The 24935-nt window shown below is 44.9% G+C and carries 20 protein-coding genes; 6 read left to right on the top strand and 14 right to left on the bottom strand.

Features of this window, described 5'->3' with window-relative positions:
* A partial coding sequence (locus Q0C11_RS05430; protein ID WP_293006430.1) for an insulinase family protein occupies positions 1-654 on the top strand: 654 nt, incomplete at its 5' end.
* A 79-nt stretch (positions 655-733) separates the two neighbouring features.
* Here Q0C11_RS05430 and Q0C11_RS05425 read toward each other — a convergent pair.
* Together Q0C11_RS05425 and orn are read right to left on the bottom strand one after the other, a co-directional pair.
* On the bottom strand, positions 734-1135 hold the full coding sequence (locus Q0C11_RS05425) for a calcium-binding protein (protein ID WP_293006429.1): 402 nt from the start codon (positions 1133-1135) through the stop codon (positions 734-736).
* A gap of 147 nt (positions 1136-1282) precedes the next feature.
* Positions 1283-1828 carry an oligoribonuclease gene (orn, locus tag Q0C11_RS05420; protein WP_293006427.1) on the bottom strand — a complete coding sequence of 182 codons (546 nt, stop codon included), beginning with the start codon at positions 1826-1828 and terminating at the stop codon, positions 1283-1285.
* Positions 1829-1928: 100 nt separating this feature from the next.
* Between orn and Q0C11_RS05415 the strand changes: the two genes are divergently transcribed.
* The 3 genes from Q0C11_RS05415 to rsgA are packed head-to-tail and all read left to right on the top strand — an operon-like array spanning position 1929 to position 4416.
* Positions 1929-3185, top strand: a complete 1257-nt coding sequence (locus Q0C11_RS05415; protein WP_293006425.1) for a M48 family metallopeptidase — start codon at positions 1929-1931, stop codon at positions 3183-3185.
* Positions 3182-3523 (top strand): 4a-hydroxytetrahydrobiopterin dehydratase, encoded by a 342-nt coding sequence (locus Q0C11_RS05410; RefSeq protein ID WP_293006423.1) that lies wholly within the window; start codon positions 3182-3184, stop codon positions 3521-3523. Before Q0C11_RS05415 ends, Q0C11_RS05410 begins: the two co-directional genes overlap by 4 nt.
* Positions 3520-4416, top strand: a complete 897-nt coding sequence (gene rsgA, locus Q0C11_RS05405) for a ribosome small subunit-dependent GTPase A (RefSeq protein ID WP_293006436.1) — start codon at positions 3520-3522, stop codon at positions 4414-4416. The genes Q0C11_RS05410 and rsgA overlap by 4 nt, the downstream gene beginning before the upstream one ends.
* Before the next feature lie 142 nt (positions 4417-4558).
* Here rsgA and Q0C11_RS05400 read toward each other — a convergent pair whose 3' ends face one another.
* Together Q0C11_RS05400 and Q0C11_RS05395 are read right to left on the bottom strand one after the other, a co-directional pair.
* A complete protein-coding gene (locus tag Q0C11_RS05400) occupies positions 4559-5338 on the bottom strand; it encodes an OmpA family protein (protein ID WP_293006421.1) in 780 nt (259 codons plus the stop codon).
* Complete coding sequence (locus Q0C11_RS05395) at positions 5335-5742, bottom strand: DUF4398 domain-containing protein (RefSeq protein ID WP_293006419.1); 408 nt, start codon at positions 5740-5742, stop codon at positions 5335-5337. Before Q0C11_RS05395 ends, Q0C11_RS05400 begins: the two co-directional genes overlap by 4 nt.
* Positions 5743-5966: 224 nt before the next feature.
* On the opposite strand from Q0C11_RS05395, the gene Q0C11_RS05390 reads away from it, so the two are divergent.
* Positions 5967-10556: a rhamnan synthesis F family protein gene (locus Q0C11_RS05390; RefSeq protein ID WP_293006417.1), complete on the top strand. Its 4590-nt coding sequence runs from the start codon at positions 5967-5969 to the stop codon at positions 10554-10556.
* A 131-nt stretch (positions 10557-10687) separates the two neighbouring features.
* Here Q0C11_RS05390 and Q0C11_RS05385 read toward each other — a convergent pair whose 3' ends face one another.
* The 6 genes from Q0C11_RS05385 to Q0C11_RS05360 all read right to left on the bottom strand — a co-directional run bounded on the left by Q0C11_RS05385 (position 10688) and on the right by Q0C11_RS05360 (position 18315).
* A complete protein-coding gene (locus Q0C11_RS05385; RefSeq protein ID WP_293006416.1) occupies positions 10688-12682 on the bottom strand; it encodes an HAD family hydrolase in 1995 nt (664 codons plus the stop codon).
* Between the two features lie 161 nt (positions 12683-12843).
* Entirely contained in the window at positions 12844-13623 is a 780-nt protein-coding gene (locus Q0C11_RS05380; RefSeq protein WP_293006414.1) for a PIG-L deacetylase family protein, read from the bottom strand.
* Positions 13589-14770, bottom strand: a complete 1182-nt coding sequence (locus tag Q0C11_RS05375; RefSeq protein ID WP_293006412.1) for a glycosyltransferase family 4 protein — start codon at positions 14768-14770, stop codon at positions 13589-13591. The genes Q0C11_RS05380 and Q0C11_RS05375 overlap by 35 nt, the downstream gene beginning before the upstream one ends.
* Positions 14771-14884: 114 nt before the next feature.
* Positions 14885-16711, bottom strand: a complete 1827-nt coding sequence (locus Q0C11_RS05370; RefSeq protein ID WP_293006411.1) for a GNAT family N-acetyltransferase — start codon at positions 16709-16711, stop codon at positions 14885-14887.
* Entirely contained in the window at positions 16704-17978 is a 1275-nt protein-coding gene (locus Q0C11_RS05365; RefSeq protein ID WP_293006409.1) for an ABC transporter ATP-binding protein, read from the bottom strand. The genes Q0C11_RS05370 and Q0C11_RS05365 overlap by 8 nt, the downstream gene beginning before the upstream one ends.
* On the bottom strand, positions 17968-18315 hold the full coding sequence (locus tag Q0C11_RS05360) for a hypothetical protein (RefSeq protein WP_293006407.1): 348 nt from the start codon (positions 18313-18315) through the stop codon (positions 17968-17970). The genes Q0C11_RS05365 and Q0C11_RS05360 overlap by 11 nt, the downstream gene beginning before the upstream one ends.
* A gap of 577 nt (positions 18316-18892) precedes the next feature.
* Between Q0C11_RS05360 and Q0C11_RS05355 the strand changes: the two genes are divergently transcribed.
* Entirely contained in the window at positions 18893-21439 is a 2547-nt protein-coding gene (locus tag Q0C11_RS05355; protein WP_293006406.1) for a calcium-binding protein, read from the top strand.
* A gap of 352 nt (positions 21440-21791) precedes the next feature.
* On the opposite strand, the gene pyrF is transcribed toward Q0C11_RS05355, so the two are convergent.
* The 4 genes from pyrF to rpsA form a co-directional block, all read right to left on the bottom strand.
* Positions 21792-22487, bottom strand: coding sequence for an orotidine-5'-phosphate decarboxylase (gene pyrF, locus Q0C11_RS05350; RefSeq protein ID WP_293006405.1), 696 nt, complete (start codon positions 22485-22487; stop codon positions 21792-21794).
* Positions 22488-22502: 15 nt separating this feature from the next.
* Positions 22503-22709 (bottom strand): LapA family protein, encoded by a 207-nt coding sequence (locus Q0C11_RS05345; protein WP_293006434.1) that lies wholly within the window; start codon positions 22707-22709, stop codon positions 22503-22505.
* Between the two features lie 198 nt (positions 22710-22907).
* Positions 22908-23198 (bottom strand): integration host factor subunit beta, encoded by a 291-nt coding sequence (locus tag Q0C11_RS05340; RefSeq protein WP_292921729.1) that lies wholly within the window; start codon positions 23196-23198, stop codon positions 22908-22910.
* A gap of 9 nt (positions 23199-23207) precedes the next feature.
* Complete coding sequence (rpsA, locus tag Q0C11_RS05335) at positions 23208-24932, bottom strand: 30S ribosomal protein S1 (protein ID WP_293006403.1); 1725 nt, start codon at positions 24930-24932, stop codon at positions 23208-23210.
* Positions 24933-24935: the final 3 nt, after the last annotated feature.

Below are 24935 nucleotides of genomic sequence, written 5' to 3'. Positions count from 1 at the left end.
GCCCGTAAACCGCAAATCGAGCCACCGCAACTAGGCACTAAACGGATAAGCGTCAAGGCTCCGGCAGAGCTGCCTTATCTCATCATGGGATTTCATGCGCCTGCGATTAGAAGTGTTAAAGAAGACTGGGAGCCCTATGCACTGGAAATATTGGAAGGGATTCTGGACGGGCATGCTTCAGCCAGACTGAACAAGTCACTGGTGCGGGAAAGTCAAATCGCTAATTCCACCAGTGCGAGCTATGGCGCGATCGCGCGTGGTCCGAGCATTTTCTTTATTAGTGCAGTACCAAGCGCTGGCAGAACAGTAGTCGAATTAGAGCAGGCGCTGCGATCCGAGATCGAAAAGATTATTAAAGAGGGTGTTACGGAAGAAGAGCTTACCCGAGTGAAAACGCAGGTAATTGCGGGTCATGTGTATCAGCAAGATTCCACTTTTTCTCAGGCCATGCAACTTGGTAGGCTGGAAAGCACAGGATTATCGTATCGTGACATAGATACCATTCTGGAAAAATTAAAAGCCGTCACTGCTGAGCAGATACGCGATGTGACAAAAAAATATTTCATTGATGATGGTTTGACGGTCGCTGTTTTAGATCCACAACCACTGGAACAGAAAACTCCAAGCAGAGTGCCGGGCAGTTTAAGACATTAGAATTGAACTTGCGGCTGCTTGTTTTGACAGCGGTCTTAAAGGAGATAAAAGACCACTGTCAAAGCAAAAAGCTGCGAGATTATTTCTTCGCATCTCCATGTGCATGATCGCCGTTATTTTGTTGCTTGCCGTGATCGTGTTTATGCATCTTTTCCTTCATGTTGCGCCTTTCTGTATCATCCAGAAAGCCATCTTTGTTGCTATCTTTTTTGTCAAACATGGCTTCATGGTGCTTCATAAATTCTTCTTTACTGATTTTGCCATCTTTATTTGTATCCACTGATGACATTTTACTTGCACACTGGTGACCGTGATCACCGCCAGATTTTGTGTCACTATGATTATGTTCTGAGTGTTGTCCGCTTTGGTGCTGATGGTTGCTGTCTTGAGCGGTATCTGCAGCGATGACCGGAGTTACAAATTGTGTAACAATAAAAGCAGCTCCGATAGCGATTGAAACCAAGTTTCTTTTAAGATGCATCTTGTTCTCCATAAATAATGAATTAGCGAAAGGATAAACAATCCTCGTTTTTTAGAAACGAACAGATCCTGAAAGTTCGTAAGTTAATTTCAATGCCAAGTGCTAAGTAAATCGACAAGCATGAATTTCGTCACTATTTTCAGGCAATCAGGCAACGATGAAATGTTGCCGGTAGTGTTTGAGTTCGTTGATGGAATCATAAATATCCGCCAGCGCTTCGTGTTTGCCGTCTTTGGAGAAGCCTGCTGCGATTTCCGGCTTCCAGCGTTTTGCCAGCTCCTTTAACGTACTGACATCCAGATTGCGGTAATGAAAATAGGTTTCCAGTTGTGGCATCGAACGAACCATAAAGCGCCGATCCTGACAGATGGAATTACCGCACATCGGAGAGATCCCTGAGGGCACGTGTAATTTTAGAAATTCGATCATTTGTGCTTCTACTTCGGCTTCCGTCAGTTTGGAGGCTTTAATTTTGTCGATCAAACCCGATTTGGAATGAGTCGATTGGTTCCATTTATCCATGCCATCAAGTATTTCATTGGGTTGATGCACTACCAGGACTGGACCTTCGGCAACCGTATTCAATTGCGAATCGGTTATCACTAAAGCGACTTCAATGATGCGATCGGTGTCTGGATTGAGTCCGGTCATTTCCATGTCGACCCAGATGAGGTTATTATTGTCTTGTGCCATAATTGTTTATCTATATTAATTTTGAATGCAATGTGTTTAATTGTGTCATATTGCTATCCGTCAGTCACTTTTATAAACTTTTGTATTCGATTTAAAAACTATGCAAACATTTACGTTGATTTTTCTGATTGTGTTATTACTTACCACACTAACCCAGGTTTGGTTATCAGCCAGGCATATCCGTCACGTGCGTATTCATCAGGACAAGGTGCCGGAAGAATTTGCTGGCCAGATCAGCTTGACTGATCATCAAAAGGCGGCGGACTACACCTGTGCCAAAACGCGCGCAGGATATCCAAGCATACTCCTGCATGCAGGATTGCTGCTCGCATTTACACTGGGCGGTGGTTTAAATGTTTTGAGTGAATTCTGGGCAGGCTGGCTAAATGATCCTTTGGCGCATGGTATGGTGTTAATCATCAGCACTTTCTTTATTATGAGTGTCGCTGAAATTCCATTAAGTTATTACCGTACTTTTGTAATTGAAGAACAGTTTGGTTTCAATAAGATGACTCCGAAGATGTTTTTCGCCGACTTGATCAAACAATCTGCACTCGGCTTATTGCTGGGCGCGCCTTTGTTGTTTTGCGTGCTGTGGCTGATGGAAAAAATGGGAGAAAGCTGGTGGTTGTATGCTTGGTTTGCCTGGATCGCGTTCAATTTATTGGTGCTGGCGATTTTCCCTACTTGGATCGCGCCGTTATTTAATAAGTTTACCCCGCTGGAAGACGCTACGCTCAAGACGCGCATCGAGCAACTGATGAATAAATGCGGCTTTAAAGCCAGCGGACTGTTTGTGATGGATGGTTCGCGTCGCAGCAATCATGGCAATGCTTACTTTACCGGATTTGGTAAAACCAAGCGTATCGTGTTTTTTGATACCCTGCTGGCACGTCTGAATCCTGCGGAAATCGAAGCGGTGCTGGCGCATGAGCTGGGGCATTTCAAGCATCGCCATGTGATCAAGCGCATGGTGATTTCATTTGCGATGAGTTTGGCATTTTTCTGGATTCTGGGTTATTTGATGGGACAAGGCTGGTTTTACGAAGGATTGGGAGTAGAGGTTGCTTCCGTACCGTCAACTGCGATGGCATTGCTGCTGTTTTTTCTGGTGATGCCGGCATTCACTTTTCTGCTGCATCCAATCTCTAGCATTTATTCACGCAAACATGAGTTTGAGGCTGATGCCTATGCAGCACAGAATTCGTCTGCAGATGATTTAATTCAAGCGCTGGTGAAGCTGTACCAGGATAATGCTGCGACGCTTACGCCAGATCCACTGCATTCGACTTTTTATGATTCACATCCACCAGCATCAATCCGGGTGGCGCATTTACAAAGTCAGGAGCCAGCATGAATAATACCGTATGTGATTTGACATCCAAACAATGCAAGCCATGCGAGGGTGGCGTGCCGCCGCTGTCTGACATTGCAGTTGCCGATTACTTGAAGCAGATTGATGATTGGCAATTGCAGGACAAACAAATCAACAAGACCTATGAATTCAAGAATTATTATCAAACAATGGCGTTCGTGAATGCAGTTGCATGGGTCTCACACCGTGAAGATCATCATCCTGACATGTTGGTTAGTTACAATAAATGCGTGGTCACGTACACGACGCATGCCATTGGCGGTTTGTCCGAGAATGATTTCATTTGTGCGGCGAAAATCGACAAGTTGTTCTTAATTTGAGCATTCGCCCTAGTAAAGCTAAGCAGCAAAATAAGTATTTAACGGGACAAGTAATTGCTGCATTCGGCAGACGCTATTCGATTGAAACAGCAAGCAGAGAAATTATTTCCTGCGTCATGCGTGGCAAAAAAGGCGGCACTGCTTGTGGTGATCAGGTTGAATACCAGTCTACTACTCTAGGGCAAGGCGTCATCGAAGCAGTTATTCCGCGCACTTCATTGTTATACCGCAGTGATGCATTCAAGGAAAAAATTATTGCTGCCAACGTGACGCAAATCATCATTGTTGTCGCGGCGATTCCCAGCTTTAGCGAGGAATTGATTAATCGCTGCTTGGTCGCGGCGGAAAGTGAGAAAATCGAGGTATTGATTGTGCTGAATAAAGCTGACTTGGTTGAACCGGCCAAAGCTGCGATGGAAACGCTATTGCTTTACCGAGACCTAGGCTATCGCGTACTGCCATTAAGCGCTTTGCAAGATGTCTCAGTGTTACAGCCCTATTTGTCGGGTCATCTTAGTGTCCTGGCCGGTCAATCGGGCATGGGCAAATCTACCTTGCTCAATACCTTGATCCCGCAGGCCCGGCGTGCCACCGCAGAGATTTCATTGGCACTTGATTCCGGTTGTCATACGACCACTCATTCGCGACTTTATTTCCTTGATGCTAATAGCGCTATCATCGATTCTCCCGGATTCCAGGAATTTGGTCTGAACCATATCGCAGAAGAAAACTTGGCTTGGGGATTCATCGAATTCCACCCTTACTTTGGACAATGTAAATTCAGTAACTGTCGTCATATCACTGAGCCCGGTTGTGCAGTGATACAAGCTGCGCAACAAGGAAAAATTAACTCCAGGCGACTGAGCTTTTATCATCGACTGCTACGTAGGTAAGATTGCTTGTTTTGGGTATTCAGACCTATTTGGCAAAGCGTGATTTAACTGTTTTGGTGCAGTCATCACCAAAATACTGCGACACTGCATTTTGTTATCTTATGCAGAGGTCGCGGTATTTCGATAATTTTTATTTATGTCATTAAGGCGTCGGGTTTGAGATGATAACTTCGACGCGACGATTCTGCTGACGGCCAGCTGCGGTATCGTTATCGCTGATTGGAAAGTTTTCACCCTTGCCATATGCCACGATGCGTCCAGGAGCTATACCCTGTCTTACTAAATAGGTCATCACAGAATTGGCCCGCCTTTGTGACAAGCCAAAGTTGTAATTCTCGCTGCCGACATTGTCGGTGTGACCTTCTATAATCACGGTGCGGTCCTGATGCTCGTTAAGAAAAGTTGCGAGCTGGACAAGATGGGAAATTGCGCCACCTTTAAGCGTATCCTTCCCTGTATCAAACAGTATATCGCCCAGTGTTATAACCAGGCCGCGGTCTGTTTTCTTGGCATTCAGTTCATCAAGCTGCCGTTGCAGATCATCAACCTCGCGTGTGCGTGAGTCTAGACGCGCGCTGGCACGCTGCTCAGTCAACATTTTGCGCTGATCTTCTGATAGGCGCGCTTGTGCCCGGTACATGGCGGTATCGACCTTGCGGTCAGCCATATAGACCAGATGTCTCCCAAGTTCCATATCTTCGGGCAGCTGTGGTTTTTCGGCAGCGCGCACAGCAAGTTCGGCTTCCTGAATCGCAAGCTGTGCACGGCTGGACAGTTCCGAATCAGATTGCAGTTGTATTAATTTGTCTCTAACCGCATCCGCACCTACCGGTTTTTCCGGAACCGCCGAACAAGCTACAAAAATAATAGGGGTTAGAGTGAGAGCAATCAGCTTTGTTAATTTATGGATTGAAGTATTCATTGCCGAACTCCTCTGTTGCGTTGCATTTCTTGCTTCATGATGTCGATATTTTTTTGCATTTCATCGTTGATTGCCTTAGCTTTGGCGGCTTCAGCTTTGGCTGAAGCTAACTCGGCATTGGCCCGTGATTGCTCAGCGAGTTGTTGGGCCAAGATCATTTTTTCTTGCCGAACCGCATCCCGGGCTGCGGTGAGTTTTGTCCGCGCCTCGCGTAGCTCAGCCGATGCGTGATCCGCAATACGTGCTCGATCGGCATTGGTGATTGCCATTTCTGCGGCCGCCAGCTCTTGAGCTGGAGGTGCGGGAGGTGATGCACAGGCAATCAATGAAAATACTACCACAATTGCGGTAGCAAGCCGCAGCAGCACCCCATCTGTTCTCGCTATCGTAGATCGTTGAAACATATCAATTCTCCTGGTTAAAATTATCGAGTCGTACTAATTAATTTTGCGATGATAAAGTATCACATTCTTTAGAATTCTGTAGGAATATTCTTCAGGACTAAATAATTGAAAGTTTCATGCACAACCTTCTCCACGTTATCCGAATAAACAACTAAAATGCTTTCTTGTTAAGGGACAGCATTGGAGTCTATTAGTAAAATTATCTTAACTGAGCGGAAAAAATATTGGAAAATTCACTTATCCCCCATCAGGCTGTTACACAAATTCCTGGTAATTGTATATTGGTATTTGCGCCTCAACCCGATGATGAGATATTCGGTTGTGGCGGAGCCATTATGCGTCACGTTGAGCAAGGCATCCCTGTTCACGTCATCGTGGTATCTGACGGTGCGCATGGTGTAAGCGAGAAGAAAGCAGCTGAATACATCCTGCAACGTCAGAATGAAAGCATCGCTGCTGCTCATATCCTAGGATATGGCACGCCTATTTTCTGGCAATACCAGGATCGACAAGTCTGTTATGGCGAGAGGCTAATACGAGAAATTCAAACAACGATTCAAGAAATTGGCGCTGACTTGGTTTATGCGCCATCAATTTTCGAGATGCACCCGGATCATCGCGTGCTGGGTATGGCTGTCGTAGAGGCGATCAGGCGAATCGGCAAAGCGGTGTACGTCGCACTATATGAAGTGAGCATTCCGCTGCATCCAAATCAATTACTTAATATCAGCGATTGGGCTGCACGCAAAACAATGGCAATGGAATGCTTCGCTTCGCAAAATGCAATCCAACGTTACGATCTGCATATTGCTGCGCTCAATCGATATCGTACCTATACTTTGCCTGTCAGCGTAACTGCAGCGGAAGCTTTCATTCTGATCTCGGCTGAAGAACTGTCCAATGACCCGCTTAAATTGTATCAATCTGAGCATGTTCGCCAAAGAACTTTGGGATTGGTTCTGGATAGTAGTGACGTTCCATTGGTCAGTGTCATCATTCGCAGTGTGGGTCGTGCGACATTGTCGGACGCACTGGATTCTGTCGCTTTGCAGACTTACTCAAATATTGAAGTCATTATCGTCAATGCCAAAGGTGCAGGCCATCAAGTAATTAGCGAATGGTGCGGGCGTTTCCCGGTCCGTGTCGTTGGTGAAGATGAGCCGCTCAACCGAAGCCGCGCGGCGAATGCCGGTTTGAATGCAGCCCAAGGTAGCTACTTAATATTTCTTGATGATGATGACTTATTTTATCCGGAACATATTTCCAGTTTGTTCGCTGTTTTACAAAACCATCCGGATGCCCGATGTGCTTATACCGGTGTATATGTCGAATACTATGTGAATGGGCAGCTTGAAACCACCGCTGAATTTAATGAACCGTTCGATCAGCGTCGGCTTTGGGGGAGGAATTTTATACCGATTCACGCGGTGTTGTTTGAGCAATCTTTGATAACGAAAGATCATTGTAGCTTTGATGAAAACCTGGAAGTTTTTGAAGATTGGGATTTCTGGATTCAACTTACACAACACAGTGAAATATTGCATGTCGATAAAATTACGGCCACTTATCGGAATCATGGTCATTCCGGAATGGGATTTAAGCATAGTGAAGAATTTGTGAAAGCATCGAGAAGTAAAGTTTACGATAAATGGAAAATGCTTTTAACGGGCGAGCAACTGGAAGGCTTGATTCAATACAGAGAAGATTTGATATCCAGTCTCCACGCTCGTTTAGCTGATAGTGAACATTTGGTTGCCTCTCTGCAGCATCGTCTACAGCAGGATATGCTTGCAAGCAATCAACGTGAGCAATTACTACATAAAGCCATCAGCGATCAGCATAAAGCCATCAATGATCAGCATAAAGCCATCAATGATCTGTTTCGTTCAACGTCATGGAAAATCACAGCTCCCTTGCGATTTATAGTGCGGATTCTTCGTGGACAGTACCGCGAAGCATGGGATGGTTTGCGTCGTCGAATGCTACTGCTGTTAAAAGTCATTTATTCGTGGTTGCCTGTTCGCTGGCGCAGCACAGCATTAAATGCAGCCTACCAGCTTGCAGGTCCTCTCTTTACTGGAATGAGGCATTATGAGGTATGGCAGATAAGTAAAGATGGTCGTGCCAGTCTATTATCCAGGAATCTCGATGATTCTTTAACAGGAATGATGGATCTTTCCGCTATTGCTCCTTTGACCACGCCGCCATCAGGGCGCATTGCAATCCATGCGCATATTTTCTATGCAGATCTGGCAGCAGAGTTTGCAAAATATCTGAGTCAGGTGCCGTTTTCCTATGATTTGTTTGTTTCAACAACCGATGAGGGGGCAATTCAAATATGTGAGCGGGCTTTCTCCCATCTGCCTCAATTGGAGCAACTGACTATCACTGTTGTACCCAATCGTGGGCGCGACATTGCGCCCATGTTCTGTACTTTTGGCGAAGTATTGCAGCATTATGATTATATTGCTCATATTCATAGCAAAAAATCGCTGTACAACAATGGGGCTACCGATGGATGGCGAGAATATTTGCTAACAAACCTGTTGGGTAGCAAATCACAAATACAGAGAATTTTTACGCTATTGACTGGAGAGGAATCGATCGGTTTTGTTTATCCCCAGAACTTCTCAAAGCTACCTTACATGGCATATACATGGCTTTCCAATCGGGACAATGGGCGCTTCTGGTGCCATAAATTGGGTATCACAGAGATACCGCAGGGTTATTTTGATTTTCCGGCTGGATCAATGTTCTGGGCCCGTACAAAAGCACTGCAACCCCTGTTTGATGCACAAATCAACATTGAGGATTTTCCTGAAGAAGCCGGGCAAAAAGATGCAACGCTTGCGCATTGTATAGAACGTTTATTGGTTTTGGTAACTGGGCAATCCGGATTTAAGACGGCCATCCTTCGGGACGATAGCTCCAACAGTTGGTCGCGTTGGGGTTTTGAGCAGTATCTGCTACGCAAACAGGAAAATGTACATGCAATGTTGGCTGATGCGACAATACGCGTAGTTATTGTTGATATCTTTGATACATTATTGAGTCGGCCGCTACTAAATCCTGAAATCATTAAAAATATTGTTGCTCATCGTGCTGGAGGTAATGAGGGCAAGCTTTATCTTGCATTACGTGCCATAGCAGAAACTGAAGCGCGTCAAAAAGCGGATCGTGATATTGGATTGGATGTTATTTTCGACAAGTTTTCAATTCTATCGGGACTCTCATTCGATGCTGTGAAACGATTACGCAACCTTGAAGAAACCATTGAAATGGAGATTGTAACCCCACGACCAGAAGTCATTGATTTGCTGCAATTTGCTATTGCCTTGGGTAAGCGAGTTATTCTGGCCGACGGTACTTGCCTTCCCAAATCACTTGTTGAAGGGATGTTGCAGCGTCATAATATTAATGGTTGGCATGCGTTTTATTTATCTTCCGATAATGGGCTGAGAAAAGACAGTGGTGAGTTTTATCGTCAACTCTTGATACAGGAGAATGTCTCTACAAGCGAGGTTATAGTTATCGGCGACAATGAGCACTCTGATGTTCAAATACCTGGTGATATGGAAATGAAAGCATTGCATGTGATGCGGCCTACAGAATTAGCTCGAGCAATGCCGCGATTAGAATCTATCATGGAACGCGCATTATATTGCGATGACCTCAACAAGCAGCTTACGCTTGGAACCATTGCGCAAGGAAATTTTAATTCTCTGTTTTTCCCGCACTTTAATCCTGCTGATCTCGTTCCTTCGACGCCTTGGGCCATTGGGTATACTGTTATCGGACCTTTGATTCTGTCTTTTGTACAGTGGTTAGCGGCAAAAGCTGTGGCGGATGGAATTCAGCATTTGTATTTTCTTGCTCGCGAAGGCCAAATACTAAAAACAGTTTATGATCGGTGGGTATCCAATGATGCCCATGCAATCGTTTCCGATTACCTTGTGCTTTCTCGCCGCGCTGTCACTGTGCCGATGATTTCAAGCTTTGATGATATTCTTCAAATAGCGAGGACGCAGTACTATCCGAATCATCTGTCTGAATTTATACAGGTACGGTATGGATTGGCGTTATCCCACGAAGAACTTGATAATTTTGCCCGACTTGGACTCTGGTCAAGGAATAAGCTGGTTTCGGTTGAAAATGAAAACATTGATCACTTGGTGCCTGTATTGCAAGCTCTGGAACAACGTATTCTAAACAATGCGCAGGGTGAGCGCCCTGGATTATTGGCTTACCTGAATAATCTAGGCTTAAATATGAACCAGAAATCCGCTGTTGTAGACATTGGTTATGCAGCAACCATACAAGGCTACTTGAATCGATTAGTGGATCCGACAATCCACGGGTATTATTTAATGACAGTAGAGCGTGCGCAGAAGGTGTCCTCACAGTATGGAGCGATCACGCAAGGATGTTTTGCTCATTACATTGATCCAGAAATTTATCTACCGCCGATATTCAGCAATAGCTTTTCGCTCGAGAAATTCTTAAGTTCTGATGACGCACAAATTGTTTGCTACCGGCGGACAGATTCAGGTGATATTGTTCCTGAGTTCCGCCAGCTTGCTGACGAAGAGCGTCAATCCATGTTGATACGTGCGGAAATCAGGCGGGGAACAATGGATTTTATTACTCAATCGATCGCAATACGGGATAAGTTAGTCAGTGATTTCGAGGTTCCTTCGGATGTCGTGATCGAATTGTTTGACGAATTTATCAAGCGCCCCTCCCAATCTGAAAAAGATATTCTTGGCAGACTGACGCTGGACGATCATTATTGTGGGCGTGGCCTTGTAAGTTAATGGTGTCTTCTGATTTCAAATTCAGTAAAAATGTCTTTTTGAATTCAATTCGTAACGTGTTATTACGACTCAAAACCAAAATCTTCGATCGGATGGGATAAAAAAGGGACGCGCGTGCTAACTTGAGTGGATTAATGTGACAAGAATGTTGCGAAATGAACGATTCCCATACCGCAATAATGATCGTCGGTTGCAATACTCATGATTTGAGCGCGTTCAAACTCCGAGGTGCCTTCCCAAAAATCGCGGAAAATATCGACAACCAAAGACGGATCGATGCGTAATTTACCGAGACCAGAATCTTTCATTGACCTATAGTCACGGGCAAACGCCAATGCGCCTGCGCGCAGTTCAGAACGCAATGGTATTGAAGCTTTTTCAGCTTCGCTCAATGGATTGTATACGCCAACAACAGTTCGGTCGTTTTGATAGCGATAGTGACTGATTTGTGGATCATCTGAGCCCATGAACATTTCCAAAGGTACGTTATAACGCAATAAAGGTGACTGGTCGGGTGTTGCCAAATCTTCACCAAAACAGCCTGAGATGCGCACGCCATAGCGCGCGCGAACTTCTGCTGCAGCTTCCCGGGTCACCATGTAGTATCCTTGAATTTTCCGTTCTAAAAGGTCGCATAATCGGCCCTGAATAGTTCCTGCATAGCCAACATCGACCAATGCTGCTGACCCTTCCATTAGCTTGATTTGTTGTAAGTAGGATAGCATGGGTTCGCGCTCCCTAGCTGCACGACGATGGATTTCGACTGACAAAGTATCTAGCACCGCGAGTAGAGCGCTATCAATCTGCCCCGCATGAATCTCTACCTGACGTTTGCGTGACCAAATGCCGCGCCGCTCCAGAGTTGTTAGTATTGTATTATCTAAGGTCAGGCCAAAACGGCGTAGCAGGAATTCGGCCAGTGAATTAGCCTGATAATCCGTGCGGGCAATTGCTAGAATATCATCGTGTGATCGAATCATTGCGACTGAAATAGCGCGGCGTGATAGTACGAGATAATTAGACTGTGGCGTGTCATATCCTGCAGTTAATATTTCATGGATATCCTTCATTAACTGCCCTTCGCGGGCAAGAAAATATAAGCGCTTGATGTTGTCGGCATTAGCCTGCTCAATTAGCCATTCGCTAAAAGTAGCTAGCAATGGGCCTACAATGGCATAGCCTATGCCGTATCGCCCGCATTGGGTCAGTGATGCGCGATCCAGTAAGAGTTGCCTGGGCTGAACTTGAAAGAAAGTACGCACAATATTACCCAACACCAATTCATCAGCAGACGACCCGGATAATTTTACTTTTTCTATCCAGGCGTTGAGGCGCGGGAAATTTTCTGCTAGTGTCAATGGACTTTCCAGAGCGGTGACATGAAAGCCCAGTTGTTCCGGAATCAGTTGATCCGAAATGGGGTGATCCCCGATCATAATGGCTTGTTCTGGCAGTATTTGTTCTTCTTCAATAATGTGGTGGAAGAGCTCTCCAGTGGATTTACGCACGCCCACTTCGGACGAAATGTATAGAGCATCGTATTCAAAGATATTGCACTTTTTTAGAATTTTTCTGATGACACTTGAGGGTAGAAACATATCACTGGCCAACGCCACTTTTTTGCCAGCTTGTTTTGCCATTTTCAGCACTTCAATCATGCCCAGCAATGGTTGCGCTAGGACCAATTCTACCGATTCTTCAATTGATTGCAGTTGCTGTGCGTCGCCTTCGGTGGTGCCAAAAAGACGAACATATTCAATGCATATATTGGCTAAACTGACGTCGGTATTTCTCGCTTCACGAAGTGACATTTCCGCTACTCGTCGTCGTTCCGGGTAATGCCTGCAATCGAGGCGCTTTGCAATCCAATGTTTGGTGTTTTCCGGATCAAGAAGCGGGCGTGTAATGAGCGTGTCAAAGATGTCGAAAATTACCAATTTGATGCTCGGATGCTCAATCTTGGTCAATAGTGCATGACGGTCGAAGAGTACGTGATGAGGGTGCGAGTGACCAATCGAGCGACGCATTCGATTAAGAATCTCATTGATAGAGCGTTTTACTGTCGCTTTTGCCCCGTAGGTTTTCTGGTATCTCAATACCTTGCGGAGAAATTGGTGATTGGTCATGTATGAGTGATGAATTAAGAATTATTTTCAACGTAGCATGATATTACACAGCTTTATTGAAATGTTTTGAACCCTAGTAACAAAATAAATGACAGTTTGGGCAATTTTTGTTACCGCATTAAGTCACCAAAATTATTTCTTTACAAAGAGAGCTCTAAAAATTAGTTTCTTAAAAGACCTTCGAGATAGATTCTTAATTTTAACATTCTATACTGCAAGCTTCCAAAATAACCGTTCTTTTCGGCTTCTACAAAAGCTTCTGCGTAATTTTCGCCTACTTGTTTAGGAAGGAATAGTCCTCGATAACTGGCAAGACCGATGATGGCAGAAAGATAATTACAATGAGAAAGTGGTAGCGCATAGCAGGATATGGCATGTTTTTTGAGATTGATTACACTGGTGATGTCTACTACCCGCGTGGCGGGAAGCGGAGTCCAAATTTCGTAAATGAACGCGCGCGACGGTGTTTTCCAGCGCTGCCAGCAGTTCAAAACAGCGTGGCCTATGGCGACATGGTCGCGATGATAGTCAAGCACCGAAGGTAGGAACAGCCAATCCGGGTTAAATTTATTTAGTAATGAATCAACTTTGGTTTCGAAGTTAGAAGAATTGCGGAAACTACCGTCGGGTTCGTCGAGGAATTCCATGTCATTGATGCCTAATATCGCCAAAGATTCCGCTGCTTCCTTGCGTCGAATCATAGGTGCGTCGGCATTGAGGCTACCGGCGCCGGCACCATCGGTGACAAAAATAACTTTGATAGCGCATTCTTTTTGTTTCAGTAGAGCCAACGTTCCACCACAACCCAGTACTTCGTCATCTGGATGAGGAGCGAAAACGAGTACTTTTCCGCCGTGGATCGGAACGAGCGATGTCGGCAGTGGACAGAGTGCCAACTGCGCTATTTTAGCTTGTTGTAGCTTGGCGATAAATTGCTTCATACCTATCCGTAATTTCAATAACATCCGGCCATGAGTTAGCGTGTGCCAGTCCTCGCTGTGCGATTGTTTCGCGCAGTGTTCGGTTATTCAACATGCGTTGCATAGCTTCCGCTAAGGCATTAGTGTTCGGTTCTGACAATAGTGCGCCGTCTTTTACGACTTCAGGTACGCCGCCTACAGCGGTACACACTGTCGCTGTACCTGATGTGAGTGATTCAAGATTTGCCAATCCGAAGGATTCAGAAGCTGAGGCGCTGACATACAAGTCAGCGGCACACAGGTATAAGCTGACATCTTCTGTAACGGTGAAAAGAATTTTACGTGGAAGCTTGTGTTGCTGTGCCAGTTTTTGCAGAGTATCGTGGTTTCCTTCACCTAGGATGACTAGTTGGAGTTCTTTCTCTAGTTCAAGTTTGGCACACGCTTCGATCAACAATGGATATTGCTTGACTGGGGCGATGCGGCCAATACTTAATATATAAATTGTTGATTCGTTCCAGTCAAGGCGATTCCTTGCGTCCTTACGGCTGTAGTAGTTAACTACTGGACGTGCGTGAACTAGGTGGTGCCAGTTAGCAGGTAACGGATGAATCGCTAAATCCTGTGCGATCTGGAGGATGCCGCGTCGAGTGGGAGCGATTACCCAAGAAGCTGCACGCAGTGTATCGGCTTCCCAGCGACGCATGATGCGCATCACGTGGTGACCAAGATGCACGCCATCTTCGTGAATGGCTTGGGTATAACAACCGAAGCCATGTTCAGTGACTCCCCAGACTGGCATACAATCCGAATAGAATCGCAAGAAAAAACGTAAACCCATAGCAATATAGGGGTCGTGGCAGTGTATGTGGGTATATCTCTGCGTAGCTGCTAGTTTTGCGGCAAGACGCCCCATATTAATACGTTCCAGCAGAACCTGAAACAGTGTAGGGAAATGAGTGTGGGTGTTTTTAGTTCCTGGTAATGAGCTAAAGAAGCGTTGGAAGCGATGTTGCCAGAGTATGGCGCGTTGTCCTAAATCGGCTTGGCAAAGATAGTCCACATCGACTCCACGGCGCTGAAATTCTTTAACAATCGGTGCTAAACTGCGTCCGAGGCCATAACGCTGATCTGATCGGGTTTCGCGTGTAACCATGAGAATCTTCATGGCAGTCAATCCTTCACCTGCGTGGAGATTGCACCCATTGTCGAGAGTCCATTTATCGAAATCTATAATTACGCAGCATAATTAACTGCCGGATTTAACCAAATGCAGGTTCATTTAGCGGAAATCCGTATCACCGGACATCAACCACCAATGGTTACGTAAAGATTCAATCGGCGGGGCAGTATCCCAAGTGCTGGCGGGAATGCGAATATCCAGCATTTTTTGGGCGCCGCCGGTGATCGTGAAATAGGCCGCAAAGTTTTCTGTAATGCGGCAAAACAATCGCTGATGGCCATTGATCCCTGCCAATCGGCGAGCATGCAGAACGAGAAGAGGAATCTCGACTAATGGTGCTATGATGTCGACGATTTCGCAACCATGATCATCATAGCGCAGTATCAGCACACCTCGCGTTTGGTCGCCGCCGCGGTTTTTTATCAACACGACCTGGTAGTGCTGGCTAGGATGATTAATATAGCGATGTTGTACATAAGACCAGTCGCGAACACCCACTAATGCAGTTTGCAAATCCTTGGCCATTTGGTGCCAGCAATTATTAACGATTAGCCTGATTTGCGCGTCATTATCTGATGAGGTGATAGGAAATAATCGAGTGCGCCAGTGAGGGAATTTTGATAACGGAGACCAGGAAATTTCGACCATTTTTCCAACTTCGCCGTATAATCCGTGCCGCTCCGCAATCTTCATGTGTCGCTCGTTCGGGAATCCAAACCCGATTAGATAAGGTTTGCCATATCCAATGTAATGTTCCAGAAAGGTTGCTGTCATCAGGAAAAAAGGTCCTTTTCTGGTGAGTATTCCCCGTTCATTGGTATCAACCATGACATCCGCGATTTGTACCGCTGTTTGTGGTTGTCCAAAGAATAGAATCTGCCGGGCAATACCGCCATAGTGGGCAATCAGTTTGTCTTTTCGCCATACACCCAGCTTATGATTTGAATTTGAACCATACTTCCATTGCCAGACAGCGGATGTCATGGTGTGATGAAATGTTTTTTTAAACAAGTCAAACATCTCATGTTGCTGATTTTCTTTTAGTAGTTGCAGCCGCCATTGAGGTGTTGTTTTTTTCCTGAAACGTAGCAAAGCATATCCATTTTGTCCATTGGTATATTTTTCCCGATTGATTCGGTTAGATTGCTCAAGTTGTGTCAGTTGTTCAGGGTTAAGAAAAAGATCCTTGATCAGCCTTTGCCGATATGTTGAGATGGCTTGTAACAGATAATCAAGTGTTGGTGCTGCTAAGACGGATAAATCTAAATTTTCAATTAACTCAAACCCAGATCGCTCAGTCAGCGTGATCATGTTTGCGAGTGAATGGAGGTTTTCCGAATTTGTTGCATCGCGCTTCAGTGCGAATTCGCCCATGATGATCAACTGCCCTGATGGCGATAACAGATCCAACGCTTTATTAAAAATTACAAGCTGATCAATGTATTGCGCGGATTCCTTAAATAAAACAATATCAAAGCTATCTGATTTGGCATTAAAAGCTTCCAGTGATGGATAACTGGCAGAAACTTTTGGCTCCAGGGTCCTGTTAATGTGCGTGATTGGTTGCGTATCGAGTGCGATGCCACAGATGTCGTAACCGCGCTGGCTGAGCATAGATAGGGTAGTTCCTGAACCAGACCCTACTTCCAGAATACGGCAAGGAGGTGGCGGCAACTTTGATAGAAGCAGCTCATGGGTTGATTGCTGCGCTGTTCGCATACTAGTTTTGTCATTTTGAAACAAGCCGAAATGCAAATCAGAAGCCATACCCTCATGTAGGTGTAACGCATGAGCGTATATATTGAATGGAAACGCCAGAGACTCAAAAGGAGAGGTCGAAATGGTTGTCATTGAAGCGGCAACATGAGTAGCTTGACGATAATGTTGAGTGCTTTGTATTGAGCTGTGATTGATAGATTTAGTCATTCTGAATGATAGTAGTATTTTCCCATTGATGAGGAATTGAAAAATATCCTTGTAAGCGTCCTACCTGTTTTACTTGTATGGTTGCAATAGCTTCTGCTGAATCATACAGATGTAAGCCACGTTCACACAATAAATAGATATTTACCAGATATTCTCCTTTGAGGAGTGGCAATCGTTTCAATCTGAGACAAATTTGCCCTGATCCACCGGGTGATCGTTGAATCACGAATTGATCTTCCCATGTGGCTGTACTGGTGATGATTCGGCCATCTCTGGTATTCAGGGTCATCGCGATATTCGGGCACGGGAGTGAGGGGTCAGAAATAAAGCTTATGTTTATCAGGACATTGGATTGGCCGCTGGTGATATCAGTATGCGGCGTGCAGGCGCCATCCGCTATTAATTGTACTTTTTCCAGATGCGCACTGCCGGATGGATGTTTCTTGTCCTGTGCCGGGGCATTCTTGCTTGTAAAATGTGTTTCTACTGTTGAGTCAGTTGTGCTTTGATCCAGAAATGACTGATAGGCGGACACGACTTGGGCAGACTCTCCGTCTAAGACCATTTTGCCCTTATTGAGCCAGATTGCACGATTGCATAAAGATTCAACCTGAAACAGCGAGTGTGAGCAAAACAAGATTGTTTTTCCCGCATCACGCATTTGCATGATGCGGGTGAATGATTTGCGGGCAAATGCGCCATCCCCTACCGATAAAGCTTCATCAATGATAAGGATATCCGGGTCGACATTAATGGCAACAGAGAACGCCAGACGTACATACATACCGCTGGAATATGTTTTTACTGGCTGATCAATAAAATCACGAACACCTGAGAAATCGATGATTTGTTCAATGCGTTCAGTAATTTCTGCTTGACTTAACCCCATGATTGCTGCGCTCATTAAGACATTCTCGCGTCCGGTAAACTCTGGGTTGAATCCAGCGCCGAGTTCTAATAAAGCAGCGATACGGCCATTCACTTGCACTTCACCGCATGTAGGTGTTGAGGTGCCACAAACCAATTGCAGCAGTGTCGATTTTCCCGAACCGTTTTGACCTACGATACCCACGACTTCTCCAGGTATTATCGTTAAATCGATGTCATTTAATGCCCACAGTTCGCGATAATATTGACGTGAACCCCACCATCTGTGTGGCCATAAAAATTGCTTTAAACGATCTTTGGGATGTTGATACAACTGATAGCATTTAGACAGCTTCACCGTACTAATGGCTGGTTCATAGCCCGAAACATTAAAGGACATCTGCAAATCCTTTACGTATTTTATTAAACCAACTCAGGTCGGCCCAAGCGACCAGGATTGCTAGGGGAAAAATAGCTTTCTTGGCATGGTTCACGCTTGAAAGTATCAATCCGGATGCAAGGGAAAGAAATTCAGAGAATAAATTAAACAGAATTAATCCAATAAATATTAGTAAGGCAAAAGCAAATTTATCATGGTGTTGGGGGTTCAGTCGTAATGTAAATACAACGCTGAGAACAAATGTGTATATCGACAACATCAGGATAGGATTGATAAAGGTCCATAATAATTCCGGGAATGAGTCCTGATATCGACGAGTCACTTTGCGTCTAATCATTTGCAGGATGAGCGGAGCGTGCGGCCATAAGCTGCGGAAGTTATTTAGGAAGATGATATTAAACAGGGGCAAGAAGCCGAACTTGGAATATTGAATAGTGTATTATCGCAGATAAATAAGTGAAAATTAATGAGTAGGAAAAGATTGGTTCACTTTTCATCTATATAGATACAGCGTTCTTGTTATCTCATCCGATTGCTTAAACTGTTGATTGTGTCTGGCAGTCCTTTCATTGTTTGGGCAACGGCTATCTGTTTCAAATCTGGTATCGTTGCAATAAGCACACTCTTGCACAGATGAATAGTGGGAATAAACGTACTCTTGTCCTGCTTATCAGAATAATAGTGCAAATCAATGGCGTTATAATGTTGCAATTAAGCAACACACCCCATGAAAACTTCGGTTACAAACTTGCAAAGCGGTTTTGTTTTGGGCAGAATGGACTTTAACTTGGCTTTTGTGGTATTTTCTGCTAGGAAAGTTGCGCAGAAGTTACAGAGAGACAAAGTGAAAGTGAAAAACTTGCAAGTAATTTACTTTAGTATTTATTTTTAATTTTTAAAACAAGGGAGCTCCCATGGCTATAACGAGTACACAACAAACTGAAATTCTGAAGATTGTTGCAGGTTTGTTCAATGCGGCACCAGGCAGTACTTATTTAACAATTCTGGCAAATTACGTAGAGAATGGAGGGAGTGGAAGTCAATTAGCTGATGAATTAGCTGTCCTGCCACTTTTTACCAACGATATTATGGGCGGTAAAGTAACAACTGCTTCACAAGTTGCGGTATTGATGGATAACTTTGGTTTGACGGCTGATGGCGTTGAAGGCAGTGCAGCTTCACAAGCTGAGGACTACTTCACCACGCAGATTGATGCTGGTGTTGGATTTGGAAGAATTGTTTTTGATGCGGTCACTTTCTTGTCAAATGATCCACCAGAGGAATTTACAGAGGCGGCCACATTACTGGCAAATAAGGCATTGGTTGCTGAAACTTTCTCTAGCACAACACCTTCCACCGATCTGACTTCCTTGCAAAATGTTTTACGCAATGTTGAAGGAACAGCACCCTATACACAAGCCGATGTTGATCAAGTGCTGGCAGAATCAGGCTCAAATGGACAAGTGTTTGCGTTCACTACGGGTATTGATATTCTTAACGGAACCACTGGTGACGATGGTTTTATCGGTGATGCAGATACTGTTTCGGCTGCTGATCAGATCAATGGTGGTGCCGGTACGGATACGTTGACAGTATTTGCTGCCGCTGCTTTAGATGATATTGGTGCAACAACTTCTGTTGAAAATCTTACATTGGTCAATTCTCCAACTGGTTTTGATACCTCGAGTTCCAGTGCAACTAAAGTGACCTTGGATAACGCTTCTACCGCTCAGACCTACGTTGTGGGTGCGGGTGTCTCCACCGCAATCAAAAACATGGCGGATGGTGAAGCCATCACGATTACGAATGATGCTGCGGCAACCAGCGGTAATCTGAGTGTAAGTGGATTAGGTACCACAGCAAATGTTTCTGTCAACTATAACGGCGCCGCACTGACTACAGTTAATCTGGCTGCTATCGGCAGTGCAAGCTTTGCTGCACTGTCATCTAGTGGCAGTGTTGCTACAGTTAACGTGACAGGTAATCAAGATCTGCAATTGTCATTAACGGGCGAAACCACAGTAACTACTTTAGCTGCATCAGCATTGACGGGTAATCTGACCGCAGATCTTGGAGCAAGTGCAGGTAATACAACCGTTACCACGGGAAGCGGAGATGACACCATTACCGCTGTCGCTGCTGTTAATTACACCATAGACCTCGGTGCAGGTGACGATACCCTGATCACAGCGAACGCTGCTGGTGAAACAACGACTGCAGATACGCTGACAGGTGGCGAGGGTACTGATACATTGGGAATTGCTAGTGCAGAAGCTGCGCTTCTGGACGATGGCGATGCACCTGATACCGCTGTGCTGGCTAAAATCACCGGTTTTGAACAGCTGCGTATTACCGATGCGCTCGGTGCCAACCTGGAGATCGACAACCTAGGGTATAACTACATTCAATTTGCAGTGAATGCAATCGGCGCTGATCGCACCATCACTGGTTTCAGCAGTGATGCAACGCTGGAATTCCAGAGCGCATCAAATACCGGTAACGATTACATCATTGGCATGACCGGAGCAACGGGAGCGGGTACCAACGACGATACGCTGAATGTAATGCTGAACGCGGATCTGACGGCTAACGATACTTCCTATACCGTGCAGTTAGACTTGGAAGGTATCAATATTGTTAATGTTGTGGCAAGCGATAGCAACACCGACACAGATCCTGACACAGATGCAGATGGCAATGAAGGGTATGTGATTAATTTGGCAGGTGGTACTGCGGGTCATAGTGCTAATATTTCAACCGTCAATATCAGTGGCGAGCAGCAAGTTTCTTACACAGTTAACGCAGCTACCACCGCGCTATCAGAAGTCGATGCATCGACAACAACTGGTAACGTCATCGTAAATGCAGCTGCCTTCGCGGGTACACAAGGCGTGACTATTACCACTAATAGCGGTACTGATACGCTAACCGGTACTATCTTTGGTGATATCATCAGTGCAGGTGCAGGTGACGACAGTATTACTGGCGGAACAGGTGCAGATGCTCTAACGGGTGGTGATGGTGCAGACACTTTCAATTTTGACGAAACTGCAGACTTCACCGCAGCAACTGCGAATGCGTTGGGGAATAATGCTGATAGCATCACTGATTTTGCTGTCGGCTCTGATATCCTTGCGCTCACTGGCGGTGCTAACTGGTCGATCGTTGCTGGAGGCTCAGGCAATGCGGGTGTAGCATCAATCGGTGCTGAAGGTGTTGTGACCGCATTCAACGCAGCTGACGATACGCTTGCTGAAAGAATCACTGCTGTTGAGGCTGCAATTCAAACAGGTGCGGCTGCCGCAGGGCAATTTGCAATATTTGAATTGGGTGCTGACAGCTATGTATTCGTATCAGAAGGAACCGATGGTGTAGGTGCAGGCGATATGCTGATCAAGTTGACCGGTGTAGTTGGCCTGTCAGACAGCACAATTGCAACGACGGATCTGACCATCGCTTAATAGCGGGAAGTCTGAAATAGTTTTTTCAGTGACTTGCATGACATAGACACTGAAGGCTCTCACAATAAAAAACCCTCACAAGTAATATGTGAGGGTTTTTTATTTACACAGATTGTGTAGACGCCTGTGAATTGAGGCAACAAATAGGAGAGGAAAATTTCAGCTGACTCGTATTCTGAGGTTTTTGCAAAAGGTCGAGTGAGCATTCCTAGATGGAAAGTAAAGTTTATGGCTGGTTGAGTGGAACCTCTGATTAGACTAAGATTTCAATCTATTGGGGTGATCAAAGTGAAAAGCGATTGACGGATTAAGCACTCTCTTGACCGTCTATTCTTAATAGAGTTTTTTGATTCTACAAAAAAATACCCATTTCATTATATATTTCCATACACTTTTCAAGCGGGTTGATTGCTTGTGATATCGGTCTTCCAATAACTAAAAAATTGGCGCCATCACTAATTGCTTTCGTCGGTGTCGTTACTCTTTTTTGGTCATCCATACTATCATGGTGCAGACGAATACCTGGAGTTACTAAACAAAATTCATTACCAAATTGTTGACGAAGCAGCGCGGTTTCAAGTGCAGAGCAAACAACGCCATCCAAATTGCAGTCGTAAGTTAACTGCGCTAGACGTGCTACAATTTGCTCAGACTCACCCAGTAAGCCAATATCGGAGATATCTTCATGATTCATGCTGGTGAGTAAAGTTACCGCGATAAGTTTGGTTGATCCAGGATCAATTGCTTCACGTGCAGCATTGAGCATTTTCCGTCCTCCCAAAGCATGTACGTTCACCATCCATATACCTAAACTTGCGGCAGCCTGGCAAGCTTTGGCAACTGTGTTCGGAATATCGTGAAATTTAAGATCAAGAAATATATCGAATCCCTTCACCATAAGCTTCTCAACCAGCTGTGGTCCAGTGGCAGTGAAAAGCTCTTTGCCGACCTTAAGACGGCATAAACGAGGGTCAAGTTGGTCTGCTAACCGTAAGGCACTTTCGGCACTTGAGAAATCCAGTGCCACGATGATGCGAGGTTCATGCATGAAGCGAAGTGGTGTTTAATCGCTCGAACTACATTGGCATCGAATAAAAATCATAGAAATAAGAGCGCCCAGTGTGAAGAATATCAAAAGCACAACACTGAGAGGTAGTTCGATAGATTGATCAATAGTGTATTGCAGCATAATAGGTTGTGAGTTTTGGGATGCAAATACTACGAAAATTACAAAGACTACAATACGAAAAAGCCAAGCAACTAGATTCATCATAATAAGTATAGTCCGTACAGGTTATTAGGGATGTAGTTAAATTATAAGCTCGAAATAAACCAAGTTCTTAATATTTCTTCACTCAAACAAGAGATTGATCCAATGTTGCAGAAGTGAGTACTTAACCCATCTGTGCAGCACCTTCATTGGCTGAAGTGCGCTGCACAAATACAAGTGTTCTGCAATTGGTGAAAGTTACTTCTTGTCCGTATAATCAACGCGTTCGCGCATTTCTTTTCCGGCTTTGAAATGCGGTACATATTTTTCTGGTACTTTGACCTTTTCACCCGACTTTGGATTGCGCCCGATACGCGGCGGTCGATAATTCAAATCGAAACTGCCAAAGCCCCGTATTTCTATACGCTGACCACCAGCCAAGCTTTTAGCCATTGCATCAATAATCGTTTTAACTGATAGTTCTGCATCTTTTGCCACCAGTTGAGGGAATCGTGCTGCGAGTCGAGTAATTAATTCAGATTTCGTCATGAAATGTCCTTATTGCTCAGTATTTTTACTATCCATTTTCGCTTTCAGTAAAGCACCTAAGCTGGTTGTGCCAGCATTAGCTGGAGCTTTAATTTTTTGCATGGCGCTTGACTCATCTGATTTATCCTTCGCTTTAATCGATAGATTAATGGTTCTGTTTTTGCGATCAACATTAATGATCATGGTTTCAACTTTATCGCCTTCCTTCAAGAAAGTGCGAATATCTTCAACGCGATCACGCGAAACTTCGGAAGCTCGCAAATAACCTTCGATTTCATCAGTGAGTGCTATAACAGCGCCTTTGGGGTCAATCGATTTTACCGTGCCAGCAACAATGCTGTTCTTGTCATTCTCGGCAACGAAACTGGTGAAAGGATCGCCTTCCATTTGTTTAATGCCTAATGAAATGCGTTCGCGCTCGACATCAATTGATAAAATCATAGCTTCGACTTCATCACCTTTTTTATAATTAAGAACGGCTTCTTCGCCAGACTGATTCCAAGATAAATCTGATAGATGAACAAGACCATCGATATTTCCAGGCAGTCCAATAAATACACCAAAGTCGGTGATAGATTTGATTTGACCACGCACCTTGGCGTTTTTATCATGAGTCGCGGCGAATTCTTCCCATGGATTGGTTTGGCATTGCTTCATGCCTAATGAGATGCGGCGGCGTTCTTCGTCGATCTCGAGAATCATGACTTCAACTTCATCGCCAAGCTGCACGATTTTCGAAGGATAAACATTCTTGTTGGTCCAATCCATTTCTGAAACGTGCACCAATCCTTCGATACCTTGTTCGATTTCAATAAAAGCACCATAGTCGGTTAGGTTGGTCACTTTGCCGAACAAACGCGTGCGTGCCGGATAACGGCGTGATAGGCCTACCCAAGGATCTTCGCTCAGCTGCTTCATCCCTAGTGAGACACGATTCTTTTCTTGATCGAACTTGAGCACTTTGGCGGTAACTTCATCGCCGATGTTGACGACTTCAGAAGGATGTTTAACTCGACGCCATGCCAAGTCGGTAATATGTAGTAGACCGTCAATGCCACCCAGATCAACAAACGCGCCATAATCCGTAATATTTTTTACGACACCCTGAACCACCGCGCCTTCTTGCAAATTAGCTAGCAAGGATTCCCGATCTGCACCTTGTGACGCCTCTAGTACAGCTCGGCGTGAAACAACCACATTGTTGCGTTTTCGGTCCAGTTTGATGACTTTGAATTCCATTTCCTTATTTTCATAAGGCGTGGTGTCTTTAACAGGACGGATATCTACAAGAGAGCCGGGTAGAAATGCCCGTATGCCATTAATCATTGCTGTCAGGCCGCCTTTCACCTTGCCATTAACCATGCCAGTCACAATCTTTCCGCTTTCCATCGCCTGTTCCAGATCATGCCATGCGGTTAAGCGCTTAGCTTTGTCGCGGGAAAGGCGGGTTTCGCCGTAGCCATCTTCAAGAGATTCTATGGCAACACTGATAAAATCGCCGGGTTTAACCTCAATCTCACCACGATCATTTTTGAATTCTTCGACAGGAATAAAGCTTTCAGATTTAAGTCCGGCATTTACAATTACAATATTGTAGTCAACACGGACGACTTCGGCGGTGATTACTTCGCCAATACGCATTTCTTGTCGTGAAAGGCTTTCTTCAAAGAGTGCGGCAAAACTTTCGGAGGATTGTTGGGTTGCAGTAGAAGCTGCAGTGGAAGCAGTAGTCATTAT

The organism is Nitrosomonas sp. (assembly GCF_022842015.1).
Classification (GTDB): Bacteria; Pseudomonadota; Gammaproteobacteria; order Burkholderiales; family Nitrosomonadaceae; genus Nitrosomonas.
Note: the sequence above shows the minus strand (reverse complement) of the source record. Positions and strands in the feature narration are given on the sequence as shown.

What these genes read in the sequence shown, in the direction of transcription:
- Q0C11_RS05380 (WP_293006414.1), bottom strand. Translation starts at nt 13,623, where the DNA reads ATGAAGCAATTTATCGCCAAGCTACAACAAGCTAAAATAGCGCAGTTG.
- Q0C11_RS05345 (WP_293006434.1), bottom strand. Translation starts at nt 22,709, where the DNA reads ATGAATCTAGTTGCTTGGCTTTTTCGTATTGTAGTCTTTGTAATTTTC.
- orn (WP_293006427.1), bottom strand. Translation starts at nt 1,828, where the DNA reads ATGGCACAAGACAATAATAACCTCATCTGGGTCGACATGGAAATGACC.
- pyrF (WP_293006405.1), bottom strand. Translation starts at nt 22,487, where the DNA reads ATGCATGAACCTCGCATCATCGTGGCACTGGATTTCTCAAGTGCCGAA.
- Q0C11_RS05395 (WP_293006419.1), bottom strand. Translation starts at nt 5,742, where the DNA reads ATGTTTCAACGATCTACGATAGCGAGAACAGATGGGGTGCTGCTGCGG.
- rpsA (WP_293006403.1), bottom strand. Translation starts at nt 24,932, where the DNA reads ATGACTACTGCTTCCACTGCAGCTTCTACTGCAACCCAACAATCCTCC.
- Q0C11_RS05370 (WP_293006411.1), bottom strand. Translation starts at nt 16,711, where the DNA reads ATGACTAAATCTATCAATCACAGCTCAATACAAAGCACTCAACATTAT.
- Q0C11_RS05425 (WP_293006429.1), bottom strand. Translation starts at nt 1,135, where the DNA reads ATGCATCTTAAAAGAAACTTGGTTTCAATCGCTATCGGAGCTGCTTTT.
- Q0C11_RS05410 (WP_293006423.1), top strand. Translation starts at nt 3,182, where the DNA reads ATGAATAATACCGTATGTGATTTGACATCCAAACAATGCAAGCCATGC.
- Q0C11_RS05400 (WP_293006421.1), bottom strand. Translation starts at nt 5,338, where the DNA reads ATGAATACTTCAATCCATAAATTAACAAAGCTGATTGCTCTCACTCTA.
- Q0C11_RS05385 (WP_293006416.1), bottom strand. Translation starts at nt 12,682, where the DNA reads ATGACCAATCACCAATTTCTCCGCAAGGTATTGAGATACCAGAAAACC.
- Q0C11_RS05340 (WP_292921729.1), bottom strand. Translation starts at nt 23,198, where the DNA reads ATGACGAAATCTGAATTAATTACTCGACTCGCAGCACGATTCCCTCAA.
- Q0C11_RS05355 (WP_293006406.1), top strand. Translation starts at nt 18,893, where the DNA reads ATGGCTATAACGAGTACACAACAAACTGAAATTCTGAAGATTGTTGCA.
- Q0C11_RS05360 (WP_293006407.1), bottom strand. Translation starts at nt 18,315, where the DNA reads ATGATTAGACGCAAAGTGACTCGTCGATATCAGGACTCATTCCCGGAA.
- Q0C11_RS05415 (WP_293006425.1), top strand. Translation starts at nt 1,929, where the DNA reads ATGCAAACATTTACGTTGATTTTTCTGATTGTGTTATTACTTACCACA.
- Q0C11_RS05375 (WP_293006412.1), bottom strand. Translation starts at nt 14,770, where the DNA reads ATGAAGATTCTCATGGTTACACGCGAAACCCGATCAGATCAGCGTTAT.
- Q0C11_RS05365 (WP_293006409.1), bottom strand. Translation starts at nt 17,978, where the DNA reads ATGTCCTTTAATGTTTCGGGCTATGAACCAGCCATTAGTACGGTGAAG.